Here is a 17,495-nt window from a genome sequence, read left to right as displayed (position 1 = left end):
TTTGCCTCCTAATTTATATTATATATTTAACAATCATATCCTCTTGCTGCTAAATCCTCTTCAGAGAATGCCTCACTGATAGCTGTATTAGCAGGAACCATTGGAAATACCTTATCGTCTTCATCTATCTGTGCATCAATTACACAAGGGATGTTTAATTCGATAGCTTCCTTCAATGCCTTTTCAAATTCATCTACAGTTGTTACACGGTAAGCCTTAGCTCCCATACCTTCTGAAATCTTTACGAAATCAACTGCATCATTAAGAACTGTATTAGAATATCTCTTTCCGTAGAATAATGTCTGCCACTGTCTAACCATTCCCAAAACGTGATTGTTAATTACAATCTGAATAATTGGAATGTTATATCTTGTTGCTGTGGCAATTTCGTTCATATTCATTCTAAAGCAACCGTCACCTGCGATATTTACGCAAATCTTGTCTTTGTTGCCCATTTTTGAACCTATACAAGCGCCAACACCATATCCCATGGTACCAAGTCCACCGGATGTAATAAGCTGTCTTGGTCTGCTATATTTATAAAACTGTGCTGCCCACATCTGATGCTGTCCAACATCTGTTGTAATAATAGCATCTCCCTTTGTAATGTTGTACAAAGAATCAATAACTGCCGGACCTGTAAGTTTCGACTTATCTAAATCAAGAGGATATTTTTCTTTCATTTCCTCTATATGCTTCATCCAGTCTTCATGATTCTGTGGAGTAACTAATTTATTGAGTCTTACGAGAACTTCCTTAATGTCACCTATAATGCTGGCATCAGCCTTAATATTTTTATTAATCTCTGACGGATCCACATCAATATGTACAACACTGGCATTATTAGCAAACTTCTTTGCATTACCTGTAACTCTGTCGCTAAATCTCGCTCCAAGAACTAACAGTAAATCACATTCAGTAACACCAAAGTTTGATGTCTTTGTTCCATGCATACCAATCATACCTGTATATCTCTTATTAGTTCCCTCAATAACACCTTTACCCATAAGTGTGTCACATACAGGTGCGTCAACCAATTGAGCAAATTCTCTTACTTCCTTATCTGCTTCAGATATTACGGCACCACCGCCAACTAAAATAAACGGTTTCTTAGAAGCTGCAATCATTTCTGCAACTGTATTTAAATCATCTTCAGTAATCATATCTGAATATCTCTTTATTTCTTCAGGCTTCTTACTTTCAAAATCAATCTTGTTAGCTGTAACATCCTTTGTAATATCTACAAGTACAGGGCCCGGTCTTCCGCTCTTAGCAATTTTAAATGCTTTCCTAAGTGTAGGTGCTAAATCCTCAATTTCCTTTACAATAAAGTTATGCTTTGTAATAGGCATTGTTGCACCAACAATATCTATTTCCTGGAATGAATCCTTTCCAAGACCTGATTTTGCAACGTTAGCTGTAATAGCTACCAGTGGAACAGAATCCATATATGCTGTTGCAATACCTGTAACAAGATTTGTTGCTCCCGGACCTGATGTTGCCATACAAACTCCAACCTTACCTGTTGAACGGGCATATCCGTCAGCAGCATGGGCTGCACCCTGTTCATGGGATACAAGGATGTGATTTATATCATCTGAGTTCTTGTAAAGCTCATCGTAAATATTTAAAATAGTTCCTCCCGGATAACCGAATACTGTATCAACACCCTGTTCTTTAAGACATTCTATAACAATTTGTGAACCATTTAATATCATAGTATTTCCTCTCTTCCGCTTTATTTATTTATCTCTAATGTAGCTCCCTTATTGCCTGATGTAACCATAGAAGCGTATCTTGCTAAATAGCCTGTAGTTACCTTTGGCTCTCTAGGCTGCCATTTTTCTTTTCTCTTTGCCATTTCTTCATCTGAAACATCTACATTAAGTGTCATTTCAGGAATATTTATCTTAATAATATCTCCCTCTTCAACTAATGCTATAGGTCCGCCTACAGCTGCCTCAGGTGATACGTGTCCAATGGAAGCTCCTCTTGAAGCACCTGAAAATCTGCCGTCTGTAATAAGAGCAACTGTCTCACCAAGACCCATACCTGCAATAGCTGATGTAGGATTTAACATCTCTCTCATACCAGGGCCACCCTTAGGTCCTTCATATCTGATAACAACAACATCACCATCAACAATTTTTCCACCTTTAATTGCTGCAATAGCATCTTCCTCACATTCAAACACTCTTGCCGGTCCTTCATGTACCATCATTGAGTCTGCAACTGCTGAACGTTTAACAACTGAACCATCAGGTGCAAGATTTCCCTTAAGAACTGCAAGACCACCTGTTTTACTATATGGATTGTCTAACGGCCTTATAACCTCAGGGTTCTTATTTACGCAGCCCTTAATATTCTCTCCAACAGTCTTTCCTGTAACTGTCATACAATCTTCATGTAATAAACCAAGTTCACTTAACTCATTCATAACTGCGTAAACACCACCGGCTTCGTTAAGGTCTTCCATATATGTAGGACCTGCAGGAGCCAAATGACATAAGTTAGGTGTCTTAGCACTGATTTCATTAGCAAATGAAATATCAAAATCAAATCCTATTTCATGGGCAATTGCCGGAAGATGTAACATACTGTTTGTTGAGCATCCCAGTGCCATATCTACTGTTAATGCATTGAGAATTGCATCTTTTGTCATAATATCTCTTGGTCTGATATCTTTTCTTACCATTTCCATTACAGCCATACCTGCATGTTTTGCAAGTTTAAGTCTCTCAGAATAAACTGCCGGAATGGTTCCATTTCCTTTAAGTCCCATACCCAGTGCTTCTGTTAAGCAGTTCATTGAGTTAGCTGTATACATTCCTGAACATGAACCACATGTAGGACATACCTTTTCCTCAAATTCTCTTACGTCATCAAGAGTCATTTTACCGGCAGCATTAGCACCAACCGCTTCAAACATTGATGAAAGACTTCTCTTCTGACCATGTACATGTCCTGCAAGCATTGGTCCACCTGAAACAAATACTGTTGGAACATTAACTCTGGCAGCTGCCATTAAAAGTCCCGGTACGTTTTTGTCACAGTTAGGAATCATTACCAATGCATCAAACTGATGGGCTTTAGCCATACATTCAGTTGAATCTGCAATTAAATCTCTTGTTACGAGAGAATATTTCATTCCCTCATGTCCCATAGCAATACCATCGCAAACAGCAATAGCCGGGAACATAATTGGAGTACCACCTGCCATGGCAACTCCCATTTTAACTGCCTGTGCTATTTTGTCCAGATTCATATGTCCCGGAACAATTTCATTATATGAACAAACAATACCAACCAAAGGTCTTGAAAGCTCTTCCTCTGTCATACCGAGAGCATTAAACAATGACCTGTGTGGTGCCTGCTGTATTCCTTTTTTTACTGAATCACTCTTCATAATAAACCTCCTGAAATTTAAATTCTCTTTACGATTTCATTGCCCATTTCCTTACAGCCTACCAGTGTCATGCCATCTGACATAATATCAATTGTTCTGATATTATCTTCAAGAACCTTTTCCACTGCCTTTTCCACTGCATCAGCTTCCTCATCCAAATCAAAGGAATATCTAAGCATCATAGCTGCTGAAAGAACTGTAGCTATAGGATTTGCCTTGTTCTGTCCTGCTATATCCGGTGCTGCTCCATGACTTGGTTCGTAAAGTCCGAACTTATCCTCTCTAAGACTTGCTGATGATAACATTCCTATGGAACCTGTTATCATACTTGCCTCATCTGATAAAATGTCACCAAACATATTTTCAGTAACTACCACATCAAACTGTGCCGGATTTTTTACCAGCTGCATTGCACAGTTATCTACCAACATATGGGTAAGGGTAACTTCAGGATAATCCTTTGCCACTTCGTTTACAATTTTGTCCCACAATCTTGAACTGTCCAATACATTAGATTTATCAACGCTTATGACATTCTTTCTTCTCTTCATTGCAATGTCAAAAGCTTTTTTAGCAATTCTTCTTATTTCATTTTCGTTATATGTCAAAGTATCTGTTGCCGTAAGAACCCCATCAACTTCCTCTGTTTTTCTTTCGCCAAAATAAAGTCCGCCTGTAAGCTCTCTTACAATAATCATATCAAAGCCTGCATCTGCCACTTCTTCCTTTAACGGACATGCACCCTTCAATTCTTTGTAAAGATAAGCCGGTCTTAAATTAGCAAAAAGATTCAAACCTTTTCTAATTGCAAGAAGCCCTGCCTCCGGTCTTAAATTAGGTGGTAGTTCATACCAACTGTCTTTACCGACGACTCCACCCACGGCACCTAATAATACCGCATCACTTTTCTTTGCTGTCTCAAGTGCATCCTCTGTAAGAGGGACACCATATTTGTCTATAGATATGCCACCCATATCAACTTCCGTGTATTGGAAACTATGTCCAAACTTTTCCCCGACAGCATTAAGAACCTTCTGTGCTTCTGTAACAATTTCCGGTCCGATTCCATCTCCTGGAATTACTGCAACATTAAAATTCATTATGCATCCTCTTTTCCTTATAGTTTCTAGTGGATATAATTAATTTCTATGTATAATCAGTGTATTTAATTTCTAATTATAAAAATCCACATTAACTCATAAATTATAACCCAAATAAACTCATTTTTCAACACATATATCTTAATCAGTTTTATTGATTATTTTTACTGTGAAAAAATCGTATATTTTAGTTAAGTTTTGCCGTAAATATATAACTATAAAAAGAAGGAACATCTGAAACCCTGATTTCAGATATTCCTTCCAATATCAAATCTAAAAACCTAGATTATAACCCGCATGTTTAAAATATTATGCTTCTGCTTTTTCCACGTCAACTATTGCTGCCTTCTGCATTGGTATTCTGCAGTTTTTGTTTCCACCAAACTCAACAATAACTGTTTCTTCCTGAACATCAATAATCATTCCGTAGAATCCGCTTGTGGTTAAAACACTATCACCGATTTCAACACTATCCATTAAAGCTTTCTGCTTTTTTTCCTGTTTCTTCTGTGGTCTGATAGCGATAAAATACATAAATCCAATAATAATTACAACATATGCAATCATTATAAGTATTCCCTGACTTGAGCCTGAACCTGCTGCTACTAAAACTGGCATAAAACCTACCTCCTAATTCTTGTCGTTTTCTTTAAAACCTTCCAGTTTATTATTTTTATACTCACTGTATCTTCCGGCTTTTATAGCCTCTCTGATTTCCTCCATCATTGTATTATAAAAATATAAATTATGCAATACACACAAACGCATTCCCAACATTTCTTTAGCTTTAAGTAAATGTCTGATATATGCTCTTGTATGATATTTACATGCCGGACACTGACATCCTTCCTCTATCGGTCTGTCATCAGTCTCATACTTTGCATTAAACAAATTGAGCTTTCCTGCATTAGTATAAACATGACCATGTCTTCCGTTTCTTGAAGGATATACACAATCGAAAAAGTCAACTCCCCTCTCAACTGCCTCTAATATATTAGCCGGTGTTCCTACACCCATAAGATAAACCGGCTTGTCTCCCGGAAGATATGGAACTACCTTTTCAATAATACGGTACATTTCCGCGTGACTTTCCCCAACTGCCAGACCGCCTATGGCATAACCATCTAAATCAATATCAGAGATGGCTTTTGCATGCTCAATACGGACATCATCATATATCCCCCCTTGGTTGATTCCAAAAAGCATCTGATTTTTGTTTATTGTATCCTCAAGACCGTTTAAACGATTCATTTCCTTTCTGCATCTTTTAAGCCATCTTGCAGTTCGTGCAACTGAATTTTCAATATAGTCTCTTGAAGCCACACTGGAAGGACATTCATCAAATGCCATGGCTATGGTTGATGCAAGATTTGACTGAATCTGCATACTTTCTTCCGGACCCATAAAAATCTTTCTTCCATCTACATGAGAGTTAAAATAAACTCCTTCTTCTTTTATTTTTCTAAGACCAGCCAGAGAAAAAACCTGAAATCCACCTGAGTCTGTAAGTATGGGCTTATCCCAATTCATAAACCTGTGTAAGCCCCCAAGCTGCTTAACTATCTTATCTCCCGGTCTTACATGAAGGTGATAAGTGTTAGATAATTCCACCTGTGTCTTTATTTCCTTTAAATCTTCTGCAGCTACTGCACCTTTTATGGCTCCTGCCGTACCTACGTTCATAAATACAGGAGTTTCAATAGTGCCATGCACCGTTTCAAACCTACCGTACTTTGCTGCCCCATCTTTTGCTAGAACTTTAAACATATTATACCTGCTTTATTATATTATACTCAAAAATGCGTACATTTATATTTTATAACATTATTTTGATATATTTTCAATATGTAAACAAACCCAAAATGTATTTTCCGGTCAAACATTAAGTTGACACCTGTTTGAGGATATTGTTATACTGTTATAGGCGATTTTACGGAAAGGAGACTTGCTATATGGCTGGTTCAACATACGGAAATATTTTCAAAATTACAACATGGGGTGAATCCCACGGCAAGGCATTAGGTGTTGTTGTAGATGGATGTCCTGCGGGACTTGAATTAAACGAAGATGACATACAGAAGTTTTTAAATAGAAGAAAACCCGGTCAGTCAAAATATACAACCCAGCGAAAAGAAGATGATAAGGTTGAAATACTTTCAGGTGTATTTGAAGGAAAAACAACCGGTACACCTATTTCAATGATTGTAAAAAATAAAGACCATCATTCTGCGGATTATAGTGATATTGCTTCATATTACAGACCGGGACATGCAGATTATACATTTGATGCCAAGTACGGATTTAGGGATTATCGTGGTGGTGGACGTTCCTCCGGTCGCGAAACCATCGGACGTGTTGCTGCCGGTGCCATTGCCTCAAAAATTCTTGAGAAGCTTGGCATTGAGATTCTTACATATTCTAAGAGTATTGGCAATGTTGAAATAGATTACAAAAAATTTAACAAAGATGAAATTGAGAAAAATCCTGTTTATATGCCTGATTCAGATGCTGCAAAAGCAGCTGAAAAAATTTTGGGCGAAAAAATGGCTGAAATGGATTCATGTGGTGGAATAATTGAATGTATTGTAAACAATATGCCAGCGGGAATTGGCGAACCTGTATTTGACAAGCTTGATGCTAATATTTCCAAAGCCATTATGTCCATCGGTGCCATTAAAGGCATTGAAATAGGTGACGGTTTTGAAGTTGCCAAAATGTCAGGCTCAACGGATAATGATGGATTCAGCATTGAAAACGGTGTTATTTCCAAGACATCTAATCACGCCGGTGGAATTTTAGGTGGAATGAGTGATGGCTCTTCTATTGTGGTACGTGCAGCAGTTAAACCTACACCATCTATCGCAAGAACTCAACAAACCATTAATAAATCCGGTGAAAACATTGATATTAACATAAAAGGCCGTCATGACCCGATTATTGTTCCCCGTGCAGTGGTTGTGGTGGAATCAATGGTTGCCGTTACTCTTGTAGATATGCTTTTTACGGGAATGACTTCTAAGTTAGATAAAATAATAGACTTTTACAAATAAAAACTATTTATACTAGAAATCCTTAGCAAAACCTAATCTTTGCTAAGGATTTTTTCATATATCAGCCCCATTACAAACCATAACGGAGCATAGTCTAACCGAACAACTCCTTTTATATTATATTTCGCACTGCTATAATCCCACGGACAATTGTTACTTTTCTTTAACAGGATTCCTGACACAAATTCCACCAGAAATATTCCTGCTGTATAAACTGCTCCCCTTTCCACCATTGGTTTATTATAAGCTTTAAGTTTTTTACTAATTGGCTTAATCACTGATGCCATACCATATATTGGAAACATCCATATGGATGTCTTTCCTATAAGTTTATAATTTTTTTCTTTAAAACAAGAGGCTGATGTAAAGAGTACCTCAATACACCAGCCTGTTATTCCACATTTTATAAAATCTCTGTTAATTACACTCTTCATATGTGTAATTATTTCCAAAAATATGAATCTTATTCATATAACGGATACTTGTCTGTTAATGTCTTAACCTTTGCCTTAACCTTTTCGCAATTACCTTTTAAATCACTTGCAATATCAGCCATACACTCTGCAATAACATCCATATCCTCTGTATTTAAGCCTCTTGTAGTTACAGCAGGTGTTCCAATTCTGACACCACTGGTAATACCCGGCTTCTGAGGGTCATTCGGAATGGCATTTTTATTACATGTAATGTTTGCGGCATCAAGAGCTATTTCAAATTCTTTACCTGTAATATTCTTGCTTCTTAAGTCAACTAACATTAAGTGGTTATCGGTACCACCTGATACAAGGTCAAAACCTCTGTCAGTAAGACCTTTTGCCAATGCCTGGGCATTATCTACAATATTCTTTGCATATACCTTAAATTCAGGAGATAATGCTTCCTTAAGGCAAACTGCCTTTGCAGCTATAACATGCATCAAAGGTCCACCCTGAATACCAGGGAATACTGCTTTGTTTAATTTATGTTCTAAAGCAAACTCTTCACTTGAGAGAATAAGTCCGCCTCTAGGTCCTCTTAATGTCTTATGGGTAGTTGTTGTAGTAACATGCGCATAAGGAATAGGGCTCATATGCTGACCACCTGCCACAAGACCTGCAATGTGTGCCATATCTACCATTAAATATGCTCCCACTTCATCTGCAATCTCTCTGAATTTCTTGAAATCTATCTTTCTTGGATAAGCACTTGCACCTGCCACAATAAGCTTTGGCTTAGCTTCAAGTGCTATTCTTCTTACTTCGTCGTAATCTATAAATCCATTCTCATCTACGCCGTATGATACTACGTCAAAATATGTTCCTGACATATTTACAGGTGAACCATGGGTAAGGTGTCCGCCAGCATCAAGACTCATACCCATAACCCTTTCTCCCGGTTTTACCAATGCGAAAAATACAGCCATATTTGCCTGTGCACCTGAATGAGGCTGAACATTGGCGTATGTACATCCAAATAATTTCTTAGCTCTTTCTCTTGCCAATTCTTCCACTACATCAACGTATTCACATCCGCCGTAATATCTCTTTCCCGGATATCCTTCTGCATATTTGTTTGTAAGGTGGCTTCCCATAGCTGCCATTACACCTTTGCTTACAAGATTTTCAGAAGCAATAAGTTCAAGATGTGAACGCTGTCTTCCAAGTTCATCTTCCATTGCTTTAGCAACTTCTGCATCTGCATTTTTAATTTCATCAAATGAAAACATAATAAAACCTCCATATATTTATAATCAAACGACACTTAAGCCGATTTTTTCCCTTATTACTTTACCATAACCTTCTATATTTTTAAACTAATTTTTTAATTTTGTTCTATTTTAATCCGAAAAATAATATTTATTAAGGTAAAACTAAAGGAGGATACTATGTACAAAATTCTTGCATTTGACAACGGTCAGCCGGCTATACTTTACCACAACGGACATAACGTATATATGTATACGGCAATTAGAGGACATATCCACCCTGAGGGGATTATTTTTAATGACGTAAAAGATGACTTTAGAATTTATGATGGTAATAAAAAATACGCCTTCTATATATCCACCGACAATAAAATAAAAACTGCAACCTTGTCGGGGAATCATTTTATGGAGTTTTTATCCATTCCTTTAGAAGACAGCAAAAACGGGCGTACTATTGTAAATGTTTCACCTATAATGTGCGAAAATGAACTTTACATATTTTATTGTACTCACAATAACCATAGCAATTTCTGTGATGTTTATTATCTGCTTTGCTCTGCACCAAACCATACATGTCTCATTAAGCGTAACATTAAAAATTATAATGACTTCGATGTGGTAAGCTCTAACAGGAAAACCTATATCATTTTGCAAAATGACTGCTACTACTTAAGTAAAAACGGAACCATTACAACAATTACAAAAAACGGACCTGACAATGTGAATTTAGCTGCTAACGAAACCATTGAACAATTAAAAGATTCATTATCGGAAAAAAGCAGTGAACTAATTAAATGTCAAAAGCAGATTTATGAAAAAAACATGGAAATATCTAATCTTAAATATACAAAAAAACAGCTTTCCAGACAGTGTGAACAACTAAGCAGTTATGTTGGAAAGCTTCAGGATGAATTAAGGAGAATAAAATTTATGTAAATCTCACAAAAAACTTTAGGCATTTGTATTTTAACATTGCAACTTTTACATAACTTTTTTATAATTATATTGCTGTGTTGTATAATGTGATGTTTTTTTCATTATACAGCAGTATTTTATTATTATATTTTATGAGGGGGTTTTATGCAATGAAGTCAACATTCAAAGCACTATTTCTCGCGCTTACAATGGCATTGTTTGTCCTGCCTGCAGTAAGCACAAATGCTGCGGATATTAACAATATCCCGGCACCGGATTACACACTGAAATACACAGTTGATAAATCCGACACATTTATTTATTCCTATAACGTAAAGGATTTTGGTGCGGTAAGCGACGGCGTTACCGATAACACCAATATTTTCCAGAAATTGCTTAATAAGCTTGGCAATTTAGGCGGAGGTACCTTATATGTACCAACCGGAAAATACGTTATAAAAGGAAACCTTACTATTCCAAAGGGTGTAACTTTACGTGGTGACTGGACAAAGCCATCAAAAAACAGTGCATTACCTGAAGGAACCTTACTTATGGCGTATACAGGAAAAAACGGCAATGAACGTTCTACGCCATTCATCGAAATGGCACCTGAAACAGGTGTTATGGATCTTGCAATATGGTATCCTGAGCAGGATGCGAATAATGTTGTACCATATTCTCCTACTATCAGATATGGTTTAAACAATTACTTCGGAAACGAGTATTGTAACACAAGAAACGTAACTTTAGTCAACTCATACATAGGTATTCTTTTCAATTATGATAACGGTGGAGCTTCTCCTGTTGTTTACAATTTGTACGGAACAACTCTTTACAAAGGTATTGAAATTGACAAAATTGCCGATGTTGGACGAATTGACGGAGTTCACTTTTCACCTGATTACTGGACAAACTCAGGTCTTTCAAACGCTCCATCAAACAAGACTTCTTTCGAGTCTTACATGAAGGAAAAATCAACCGGTATTGTTATGAGACGAAACGACTGGTCATACACATGTAACATTAACATTGATGGTTATATGTGTGGATATGATTGTGAAAAAACACTTTCAGCCGATGACAATGCAACTCCTAACGGTCACCATTACAATTTCAACATAAAAAATTGTAAGACAGGTATCATGATTAATGCTACAAACAGCGTTGGTATCTTATTTGATAAAATCAAACTTACTAACTGTGAAACAGGTATCAGCTTAGGTGATGGTACTTCTGATGTTGCCCAGTTCTTCGACACAACAATTGCTGCATCAAAGTATGCTCTTAGAACTTCTACCACATCAAATACCAAGGTGATTTTTAACAAGTCAAACGTTAAATCAGGTCAGGTATCAATTAACGGTGGTACCCTTACAGCTAACAGTTGTGAGTTTAACAACTTAGCTCCACAGCTATACTTTGGATTATCGGGTCGTGGAATCATAAAGGGATGTTCATTTAAAAACGGAAGAAGCATTTCTAATAATTCAATTTATGAAATCACATTTTCAGATAAAGCTGATATAACAAGTGTTGAAGATTTTCCTGAAATATCATTTGATTTCCATGTGCCAAACAGATATGTATTATATGATGTAACAAAAGCACCATACAATGCAAGCACCTCTTCTAACGATAATACTTCTGCTATTCAGGCAGCCTTAAATCAGGCTTCAGCAGATGGTGGCGGTATTGTATTTATTCCAAATGGAAAATATAAGGTAAGAGGTCATTTAGATGTACCTTCAAATGTTGAATTAAGAGGAAATGTTGATTTACAGACAGTACCTCACGGTTCAGGAACTATATTAGAAGCATACGAAAACAGAAACAATCCTAACGGCTCATGTTTCATTAACCTTAAAGCTAATGCCGGACTTAGAGGTATCGTAGTTGATTACCCTGAACAGGTATTTGATGGTTCTGAATCATGGATGCCTGCTGAATATCCTTATACTATTCAGGGACAGGGAGCTAACATTTATGTTATTAACTCATCAGTAAGAGCTTCTTATAAGGCACTTGATTTATTTACATATAAGTGTGACAACCATTACGTTGATTTCTTAGGCGGTCACTGTTTTAACGTAGGTGTTAAAGTTGGTAACAACTGTAAAAACGGAAAATTATTCAACCTTATGTTTAACGTTATCGTTTATGCATGTGGTAATGAAAGCAAATTCGGAAGCTTTACCAATATGCCTAACGGTGTAAGTAATGCTCCATTATACAGTTATGGACTTAAATATTTAGATTTCCTTATTTTAGGAGATTGTACAAACGAAATTCTTTATAATGATTTCCACTATGGTTCAGCCCATGGTTTAGTGCTTCAGAACGAAGGAAATGGTGGTCCGTCCGGTTCATCAATGGGTATGGGTATTGATGGTTCAAGTAATTCAATTTATGCCGGTGCCGGAACAAACAAGAGTTTCGATTTATATAATTCACAGGTTGTTGCCCTTAGCAACGTAACAAACGATACATCATACTACTATCTTGATAGTAATTCAGGTATTACTTTAAACCTGTACAACTCAGATTATTGGGGACAGGCATATTATGGCATTAATGCACAGCCTTCTTCAAACACAACATTGAATTTAGTTGGTGCCCACTTCCAGAATCCTGGTCAGAATACTTTTGCAAGTATGTCTGGAAGTAATGCAAATATCATTTCTTCTAACTTAAATCAGAATGGAAATGGTTTTGTAAATTCAGGAAGCGAATCACATATTTCCATAAGTGGTTCCACTGTAAACAACAGAGACAATGCCACAACATCCTTTAAATTATGGGATAGTAACCAGAGTGCTTATGCATCTCTTTCATCTGATGGCTTACTGTCAAATATTTCACGTTCAGGTTGGGTAGCTTCTGCTTCTGCTAATAACGGAAATGCATATAAAGCCTTAGATGCCAATATTGGAACAAGATGGGATACATCCGGTGGTCAGGTTTATGGACAGTGGTTTACTGTTGATTTTGGTAAAACATACCAGTTTAATACATTAATTCTTGATACAGCTACAAGTACATCTTCAGATGCTCCTGCAAGCTATGAAATTTACGTAAGTAACGACGGAAATAACTGGGGTGGTGCTATTGCATCCGGTTCAAGTTCAAGTGGCGTAATAACATTCAATACTCAGAATGCCCGTTATGTTCGTGTAATGCAAACCGGTTCAAAAGGAAATTACTGGTCAATTCACGAATTCTATGCTTTAAATTCAGCAGTTGGAAATGATTTACCAAATGGAACTGTTGACACCGGAGAAATTGATACTCCGGATCCTGATCCAGTTGATCCAATCACAATTAGTAATTTAGTTAAGATTGAAGGCTACCAGATTAGCTCACAACTTAAAGGTTTCAGAGTAATTTCTTCGGTTGAACCAATTATCAACAACTTAAGTGTTGTGTCTTATGGTAATATTTACGGGTATGCTGATATGGGTGTTACAGATTCAGATATGGTTATTGATTCAACAAATCAATATGTAGCTAAATTTGAAGCAACACAGGCAGGTATTATTGACCGAAAGTTCGGTTCATCTGACACTGCTACTTACTTCGTGAGAACAATGACTAATAACGGAACTACTGCCGCTGCTTACAATGCCAACTATAAAGTTAGAGCATATGCTGTTTTATCAGATGGTTCTGTTGTATACAGTAAAGTTTATAATTACTCTATATACAAAGTTGCAAGAGTCCTTTACGATTCATGTCGTATGCCTAATGCAGCTTCACACCAGTACCTCTACAATGATATTTTATCTGTAGTTAACAACAATTACAAAAAAGTAGACTATGACTGGGGTTCAACAATTGTAAAGAAGTAAATTACAACTAAAATTTAAATTAGGTAAATAAAAAACAGCTGAGGCCCACGAATAATAATCGTTGTGTCTCAGCTATTTTTATTTAATCCGGGTAAAATCTCCATGCTTCCCAGTGTGAAGCAATTCTTCCCGATGGTCACTGGCTACAATCAAAACATTTTCACCTATTTCAAGCTGCCCTAAAACTATTTTATCATTTAACTTAATTGATAAATCTTCTTCCTTTATCTTTAATGACTTTGTAATAATATCAAGATTATTCTGGGAAGTATAAAAAGAAATAAACAATTTTTCAGTATATGTATTACCATTTCTATGTTCTGCAAAAAAGCATACACCGCCCCGGAATGTACAAATTCCAACACAATGTATGCTTTTATAATTTATTATATATATATTTATTTTTTAATAATTGCAATGTCCAGTTCTTCTAACTGTTTGTCGTCAACTTCCCCCGGTGCGGCAGTCATAAGACATGATGCATCCTTTACCTTAGGGAATGCAATTACCTCACGGATATTATCCTCACCTGACATATGCATAACCAATCTGTCAAGTCCGTATGCAAGTCCTGCGTGTGGAGGAACGCCATACTTGAAAGCATCTAATAAGAAACCAAACTGTTCATGAGCAGCCTCAGGTGTGAAACCTAATGCTTCAAACATCTTTTCCTGAATGTCAGCCTGATGTATTCTCACACTTCCGCCACCTATTTCTGAACCATTTAATACAATATCATATGCTTTAGCACGGACTTTTCCTAATTCGTTGCTGTCAATATACTTAATATCTTCTTCCATAGGCATTGTAAACGGATGATGCATTGCTAAAAATCTGTTTTGCTCATCAGACCACTCAAACTGTGGGAATTCAACAACCCATAAGAAGTTAAATTTGTTCTTATCTATAAGTTCTAACTGTTCACCTAACTCTAATCTAAGTGCTCCTAAAACATTCCATACAACCTTATTTTTATCAGCGGCAAATAACAGCAGATCACCTCTTTCACCATCCATGGCTTTAACAAGATTGTCTAACTCTTCTTCTGTCATAAACTTTGCAAAAGATGACTTATAAGTGCCATCTTCATTAATGCAAAGATATGCCAAACCTTTAGCACCATTTCCTTTTGCCATATCAACAAGCTTGTCTATTTTCTTTCTAGGCATTGCTCCCTGACCTTTAACATTTAAACCTCTAACCGTACCACCGTTTTCTATAGCTCCGGTAAATACTCCAAAACCACAATCTTTTACTACGTCAGTAACGTTTACGATTTCCATTCCAAAACGTGTATCAGGTTTATCTGAACCATATCTGTCCATTGCCTCCTGCCATGTCATTCTTGGAATAGGAAGCTGAACGTCAACGTCAAGTATTTCCTTAAACAAAGCCTGCAACAATCTTTCGTTTACATCAATAACATCGTCAATATCCACAAATGAAAGTTCCATGTCAACCTGTGTAAACTCCGGCTGTCTGTCTGCTCTTAAATCCTCATCTCTGTAGCATCTTGCAATCTGAATATATCTGTCAAATCCTGAACACATTAAAAGCTGTTTATACAGCTGAGGAGACTGTGGCAATGCATAAAATGCTCCGGGATGAATACGGCTTGGGACAAGATAATCTCTTGCGCCTTCCGGTGTACTCTTACATAATGTAGGTGTCTCAATTTCAATAAAGCCTTCATTTGCCATAAATTTTCTTATAGATGTAGTTACATCACTTCTTAGCTTAAGATTTCTCTGTAAATGAGGCTTTCTTAAATCCAAATATCTGTATTTAAGTCTTAATTCCTCTCTTGTATTTGAATCCTCTTCTACCGGGAATGGAGGTGTATCTGCCTCAGATAAAATACGCAATGTGTCAACTGTAACTTCAATGTCACCTGTAGCCATTGTCTGATTTATTGCGCCATCACGCTTTCTAACTGTGCCTTCTGCCGCAATAACATATTCACTTCTTAGTTCTTTTGCCTTTTCAAAAACTTCACCGTCATTTTCGTTAAAAACTAACTGTAACAAACCTGAGCGGTCTCTTAAATCTATAAATATAAGACTGCCTAAATTTCTTCTCTTCTGAACCCAGCCCATAACAGTTACTTTTTCACCAATATTTTGGTTGCTAACTTCTGTACATCTGTGACTTCTGTGAAGTCCCTGCATTGATTCTGCCATATTGTATACTCCTCCTCACTATTTAAGTGGATTTTTATAAAATTCTTTAAATTCATTATATCCCTGAGCCATAAGCTGCTCTTTCTGGAACTTTTTATTCTTGTTCATTCTTGTTACAAGAACTTGCTTACCACTCTTTCTTTCTTCCTGGGCATTAGCAATAACATCACAAAGTGCATCGCCGCTTACGCCTTTTTCTATAAGATAAACAACCTTATCATAGTCTTCCGGAATCTTAAATCCCTGTTCCATAAGTAATAAAACAATTCTTTCAAACCCAATTGAAAAACCGCATGCCGGAACATCGTGACCTGTAAATTTACCAACCATCTTGTCATAGCGTCCGCCACCTCCACAGCTTCCTCCAAACTCGGGAATGGCAATTTCAAAAATTGTTCCTGTATAATAAGACATTCCACGTACCAAAGTAGGATCAAACACAATCTCAAAATCAGAAGACTTTGTTGCTCTTACACTTTCAATAATTTCATTCATCCATTCTTTTACGTCATCTCCCATATAATCTCCCAGTTTTTCTGCAAGATAAGCTATAGGGTCTTTTTGTCCTTCGAGTTCCTTAAATAAATCTGTATATTTTTCTACAGCCTCCGGTGAAAATTCATATTTAATTAATTCTTCTTTTACACCTTCAAGACCGATTTTGTCCATTTTATCAAGAATAATGAATACGCTGTCATAAGATTCCTCCGGGAAACCACTATACGCAGCCATAGCCTTTAATATTCTTCTTTCATTTATTCTGATTTGGAAATTTTTAAATCCCAACTTTCCAAGAGTTGTTGTTGTTGCAAGAATAAGTTCTATTTCAGCCAGATTGCTTGGATCACCTAATATATCAATATCGCACTGCATAAACTGACGATATCTTCCCCTTTGAGGTCTGTCTGCTCTCCAGACATTTCCCATTTGAAGTGCCTTAAAGGGTGATGGCAAATCATTAGCATTTTTTGAATAATATCTTACAAGAGGTACTGTTAAATCATATCTTAATCCATTATCAACTAAATCCATCTCTTCCTTAGCTGTTTCAAGATTTAATTTTTCTCCTCTTTTTAAAATCTTAAATATAAGTTTCTCGTTTTCACCACCCTGCTTGCTTGTAAGATTTGAAATATTCTCAACACAAGGTGTTTCAATTTGTGTAAAGCCAAAAGCTTTATATGTATCCTTAATTACATTCTGTACATAATTTCTAATTTTCATTTCTTCAGGAAGAATATCTTTCATTCCTGTAACGGGTTTCTTACTTAAAGCCATTTTACCACTCCTTTTAATGTTTTTTCCAACTATACAA

13 protein-coding genes are annotated in these 17,495 nt (G+C 36.6%); 3 read left to right on the top strand and 10 right to left on the bottom strand.

All coding sequences use genetic code 11. The features are described 5' to 3' along the window. Positions 1 to 26: 26 nt before the first annotated feature. The 5 genes from ilvB to tgt form a co-directional block, all read right to left on the bottom strand. Positions 27 to 1,718: a biosynthetic-type acetolactate synthase large subunit gene (gene ilvB / locus DWW68_RS00840; protein ID WP_021952895.1), complete on the bottom strand. Its 1,692-nt coding sequence runs from the start codon at positions 1,716 to 1,718 to the stop codon at positions 27 to 29. Positions 1,719 to 1,738: 20 nt separating this feature from the next. Beyond that, positions 1,739 to 3,406: a dihydroxy-acid dehydratase gene (gene ilvD, locus DWW68_RS00835; RefSeq protein ID WP_021952894.1), complete on the bottom strand. Its 1,668-nt coding sequence runs from the start codon at positions 3,404 to 3,406 to the stop codon at positions 1,739 to 1,741. A gap of 17 nt (positions 3,407 to 3,423) precedes the next feature. Next, entirely contained in the window at positions 3,424 to 4,506 is a 1,083-nt protein-coding gene (leuB, locus tag DWW68_RS00830) for a 3-isopropylmalate dehydrogenase (RefSeq protein ID WP_021952893.1), read from the bottom strand. Between the two features lie 309 nt (positions 4,507 to 4,815). Then, entirely contained in the window at positions 4,816 to 5,124 is a 309-nt protein-coding gene (gene yajC / locus DWW68_RS00825) for a preprotein translocase subunit YajC (RefSeq protein ID WP_021952892.1), read from the bottom strand. 12 nt (positions 5,125 to 5,136) lie between these two features. Then, positions 5,137 to 6,273 carry a tRNA guanosine(34) transglycosylase Tgt gene (gene tgt / locus DWW68_RS00820; RefSeq protein ID WP_118588537.1) on the bottom strand — a complete coding sequence of 379 codons (1,137 nt, stop codon included), beginning with the start codon at positions 6,271 to 6,273 and terminating at the stop codon, positions 5,137 to 5,139. A 185-nt stretch (positions 6,274 to 6,458) separates the two neighbouring features. Here tgt and aroC point away from each other — a divergent pair, with 185 nt between their 5' ends. After that, positions 6,459 to 7,556 carry a chorismate synthase gene (aroC, locus tag DWW68_RS00815; RefSeq protein WP_118588536.1) on the top strand — a complete coding sequence of 366 codons (1,098 nt, stop codon included), beginning with the start codon at positions 6,459 to 6,461 and terminating at the stop codon, positions 7,554 to 7,556. Between the two features lie 32 nt (positions 7,557 to 7,588). Here the strand turns inward: aroC and DWW68_RS00810 are convergent, their stop codons facing one another. Then, on the bottom strand, positions 7,589 to 7,990 hold the full coding sequence (locus DWW68_RS00810; RefSeq protein ID WP_118588535.1) for a hypothetical protein: 402 nt from the start codon (positions 7,988 to 7,990) through the stop codon (positions 7,589 to 7,591). Between the two features lie 29 nt (positions 7,991 to 8,019). Next, positions 8,020 to 9,261: a serine hydroxymethyltransferase gene (gene glyA / locus DWW68_RS00805; RefSeq protein ID WP_118588534.1), complete on the bottom strand. Its 1,242-nt coding sequence runs from the start codon at positions 9,259 to 9,261 to the stop codon at positions 8,020 to 8,022. A gap of 159 nt (positions 9,262 to 9,420) precedes the next feature. Between glyA and DWW68_RS00800 the strand changes: the two genes are divergently transcribed. Together DWW68_RS00800 and DWW68_RS00795 are read left to right on the top strand one after the other, a co-directional pair. Then, positions 9,421 to 10,176, top strand: a complete 756-nt coding sequence (locus tag DWW68_RS00800) for a hypothetical protein (protein WP_118588533.1) — start codon at positions 9,421 to 9,423, stop codon at positions 10,174 to 10,176. Between the two features lie 149 nt (positions 10,177 to 10,325). Continuing rightward, positions 10,326 to 14,000 carry a glycosyl hydrolase family 28-related protein gene (locus DWW68_RS00795; RefSeq protein WP_158576773.1) on the top strand — a complete coding sequence of 1,225 codons (3,675 nt, stop codon included), beginning with the start codon at positions 10,326 to 10,328 and terminating at the stop codon, positions 13,998 to 14,000. A gap of 78 nt (positions 14,001 to 14,078) precedes the next feature. Here DWW68_RS00795 and DWW68_RS00790 read toward each other — a convergent pair whose 3' ends face one another. The 3 genes from DWW68_RS00790 to hisS form a co-directional block, all read right to left on the bottom strand. Next, positions 14,079 to 14,288, bottom strand: a complete 210-nt coding sequence (locus tag DWW68_RS00790; RefSeq protein WP_118588531.1) for a hypothetical protein — start codon at positions 14,286 to 14,288, stop codon at positions 14,079 to 14,081. A gap of 110 nt (positions 14,289 to 14,398) precedes the next feature. Continuing rightward, entirely contained in the window at positions 14,399 to 16,180 is a 1,782-nt protein-coding gene (gene aspS, locus DWW68_RS00785) for an aspartate--tRNA ligase (protein WP_118588530.1), read from the bottom strand. A gap of 18 nt (positions 16,181 to 16,198) precedes the next feature. Then, positions 16,199 to 17,458: a histidine--tRNA ligase gene (gene hisS / locus DWW68_RS00780; RefSeq protein WP_021952883.1), complete on the bottom strand. Its 1,260-nt coding sequence runs from the start codon at positions 17,456 to 17,458 to the stop codon at positions 16,199 to 16,201. Positions 17,459 to 17,495 lie beyond the last annotated feature (37 nt).

The organism is Eubacterium sp. AF16-48 (genome assembly GCF_003479405.1).
Lineage (GTDB): Bacteria > Bacillota > Clostridia > Lachnospirales > Lachnospiraceae > Eubacterium_G > Eubacterium_G segne.
This window is presented reverse-complemented; position numbering and strand designations above follow the sequence as displayed.

Excerpts from the sequence above, each read along its gene's own strand:
- yajC (WP_021952892.1), bottom strand. The coding sequence starts at position 5,124 with ATGCCAGTTTTAGTAGCAGCAGGTTCAGGCTCAAGTCAGGGAATACTT.
- hisS (WP_021952883.1), bottom strand. The coding sequence starts at position 17,458 with ATGGCTTTAAGTAAGAAACCCGTTACAGGAATGAAAGATATTCTTCCT.
- aspS (WP_118588530.1), bottom strand. The coding sequence starts at position 16,180 with ATGGCAGAATCAATGCAGGGACTTCACAGAAGTCACAGATGTACAGAA.
- tgt (WP_118588537.1), bottom strand. The coding sequence starts at position 6,273 with ATGTTTAAAGTTCTAGCAAAAGATGGGGCAGCAAAGTACGGTAGGTTT.
- ilvD (WP_021952894.1), bottom strand. The coding sequence starts at position 3,406 with ATGAAGAGTGATTCAGTAAAAAAAGGAATACAGCAGGCACCACACAGG.
- ilvB (WP_021952895.1), bottom strand. The coding sequence starts at position 1,718 with ATGATATTAAATGGTTCACAAATTGTTATAGAATGTCTTAAAGAACAG.
- DWW68_RS00810 (WP_118588535.1), bottom strand. The coding sequence starts at position 7,990 with ATGAAGAGTGTAATTAACAGAGATTTTATAAAATGTGGAATAACAGGC.
- DWW68_RS00795 (WP_158576773.1), top strand. The coding sequence starts at position 10,326 with ATGAAGTCAACATTCAAAGCACTATTTCTCGCGCTTACAATGGCATTG.
- leuB (WP_021952893.1), bottom strand. The coding sequence starts at position 4,506 with ATGAATTTTAATGTTGCAGTAATTCCAGGAGATGGAATCGGACCGGAA.
- aroC (WP_118588536.1), top strand. The coding sequence starts at position 6,459 with ATGGCTGGTTCAACATACGGAAATATTTTCAAAATTACAACATGGGGT.
- glyA (WP_118588534.1), bottom strand. The coding sequence starts at position 9,261 with ATGTTTTCATTTGATGAAATTAAAAATGCAGATGCAGAAGTTGCTAAA.
- DWW68_RS00800 (WP_118588533.1), top strand. The coding sequence starts at position 9,421 with ATGTACAAAATTCTTGCATTTGACAACGGTCAGCCGGCTATACTTTAC.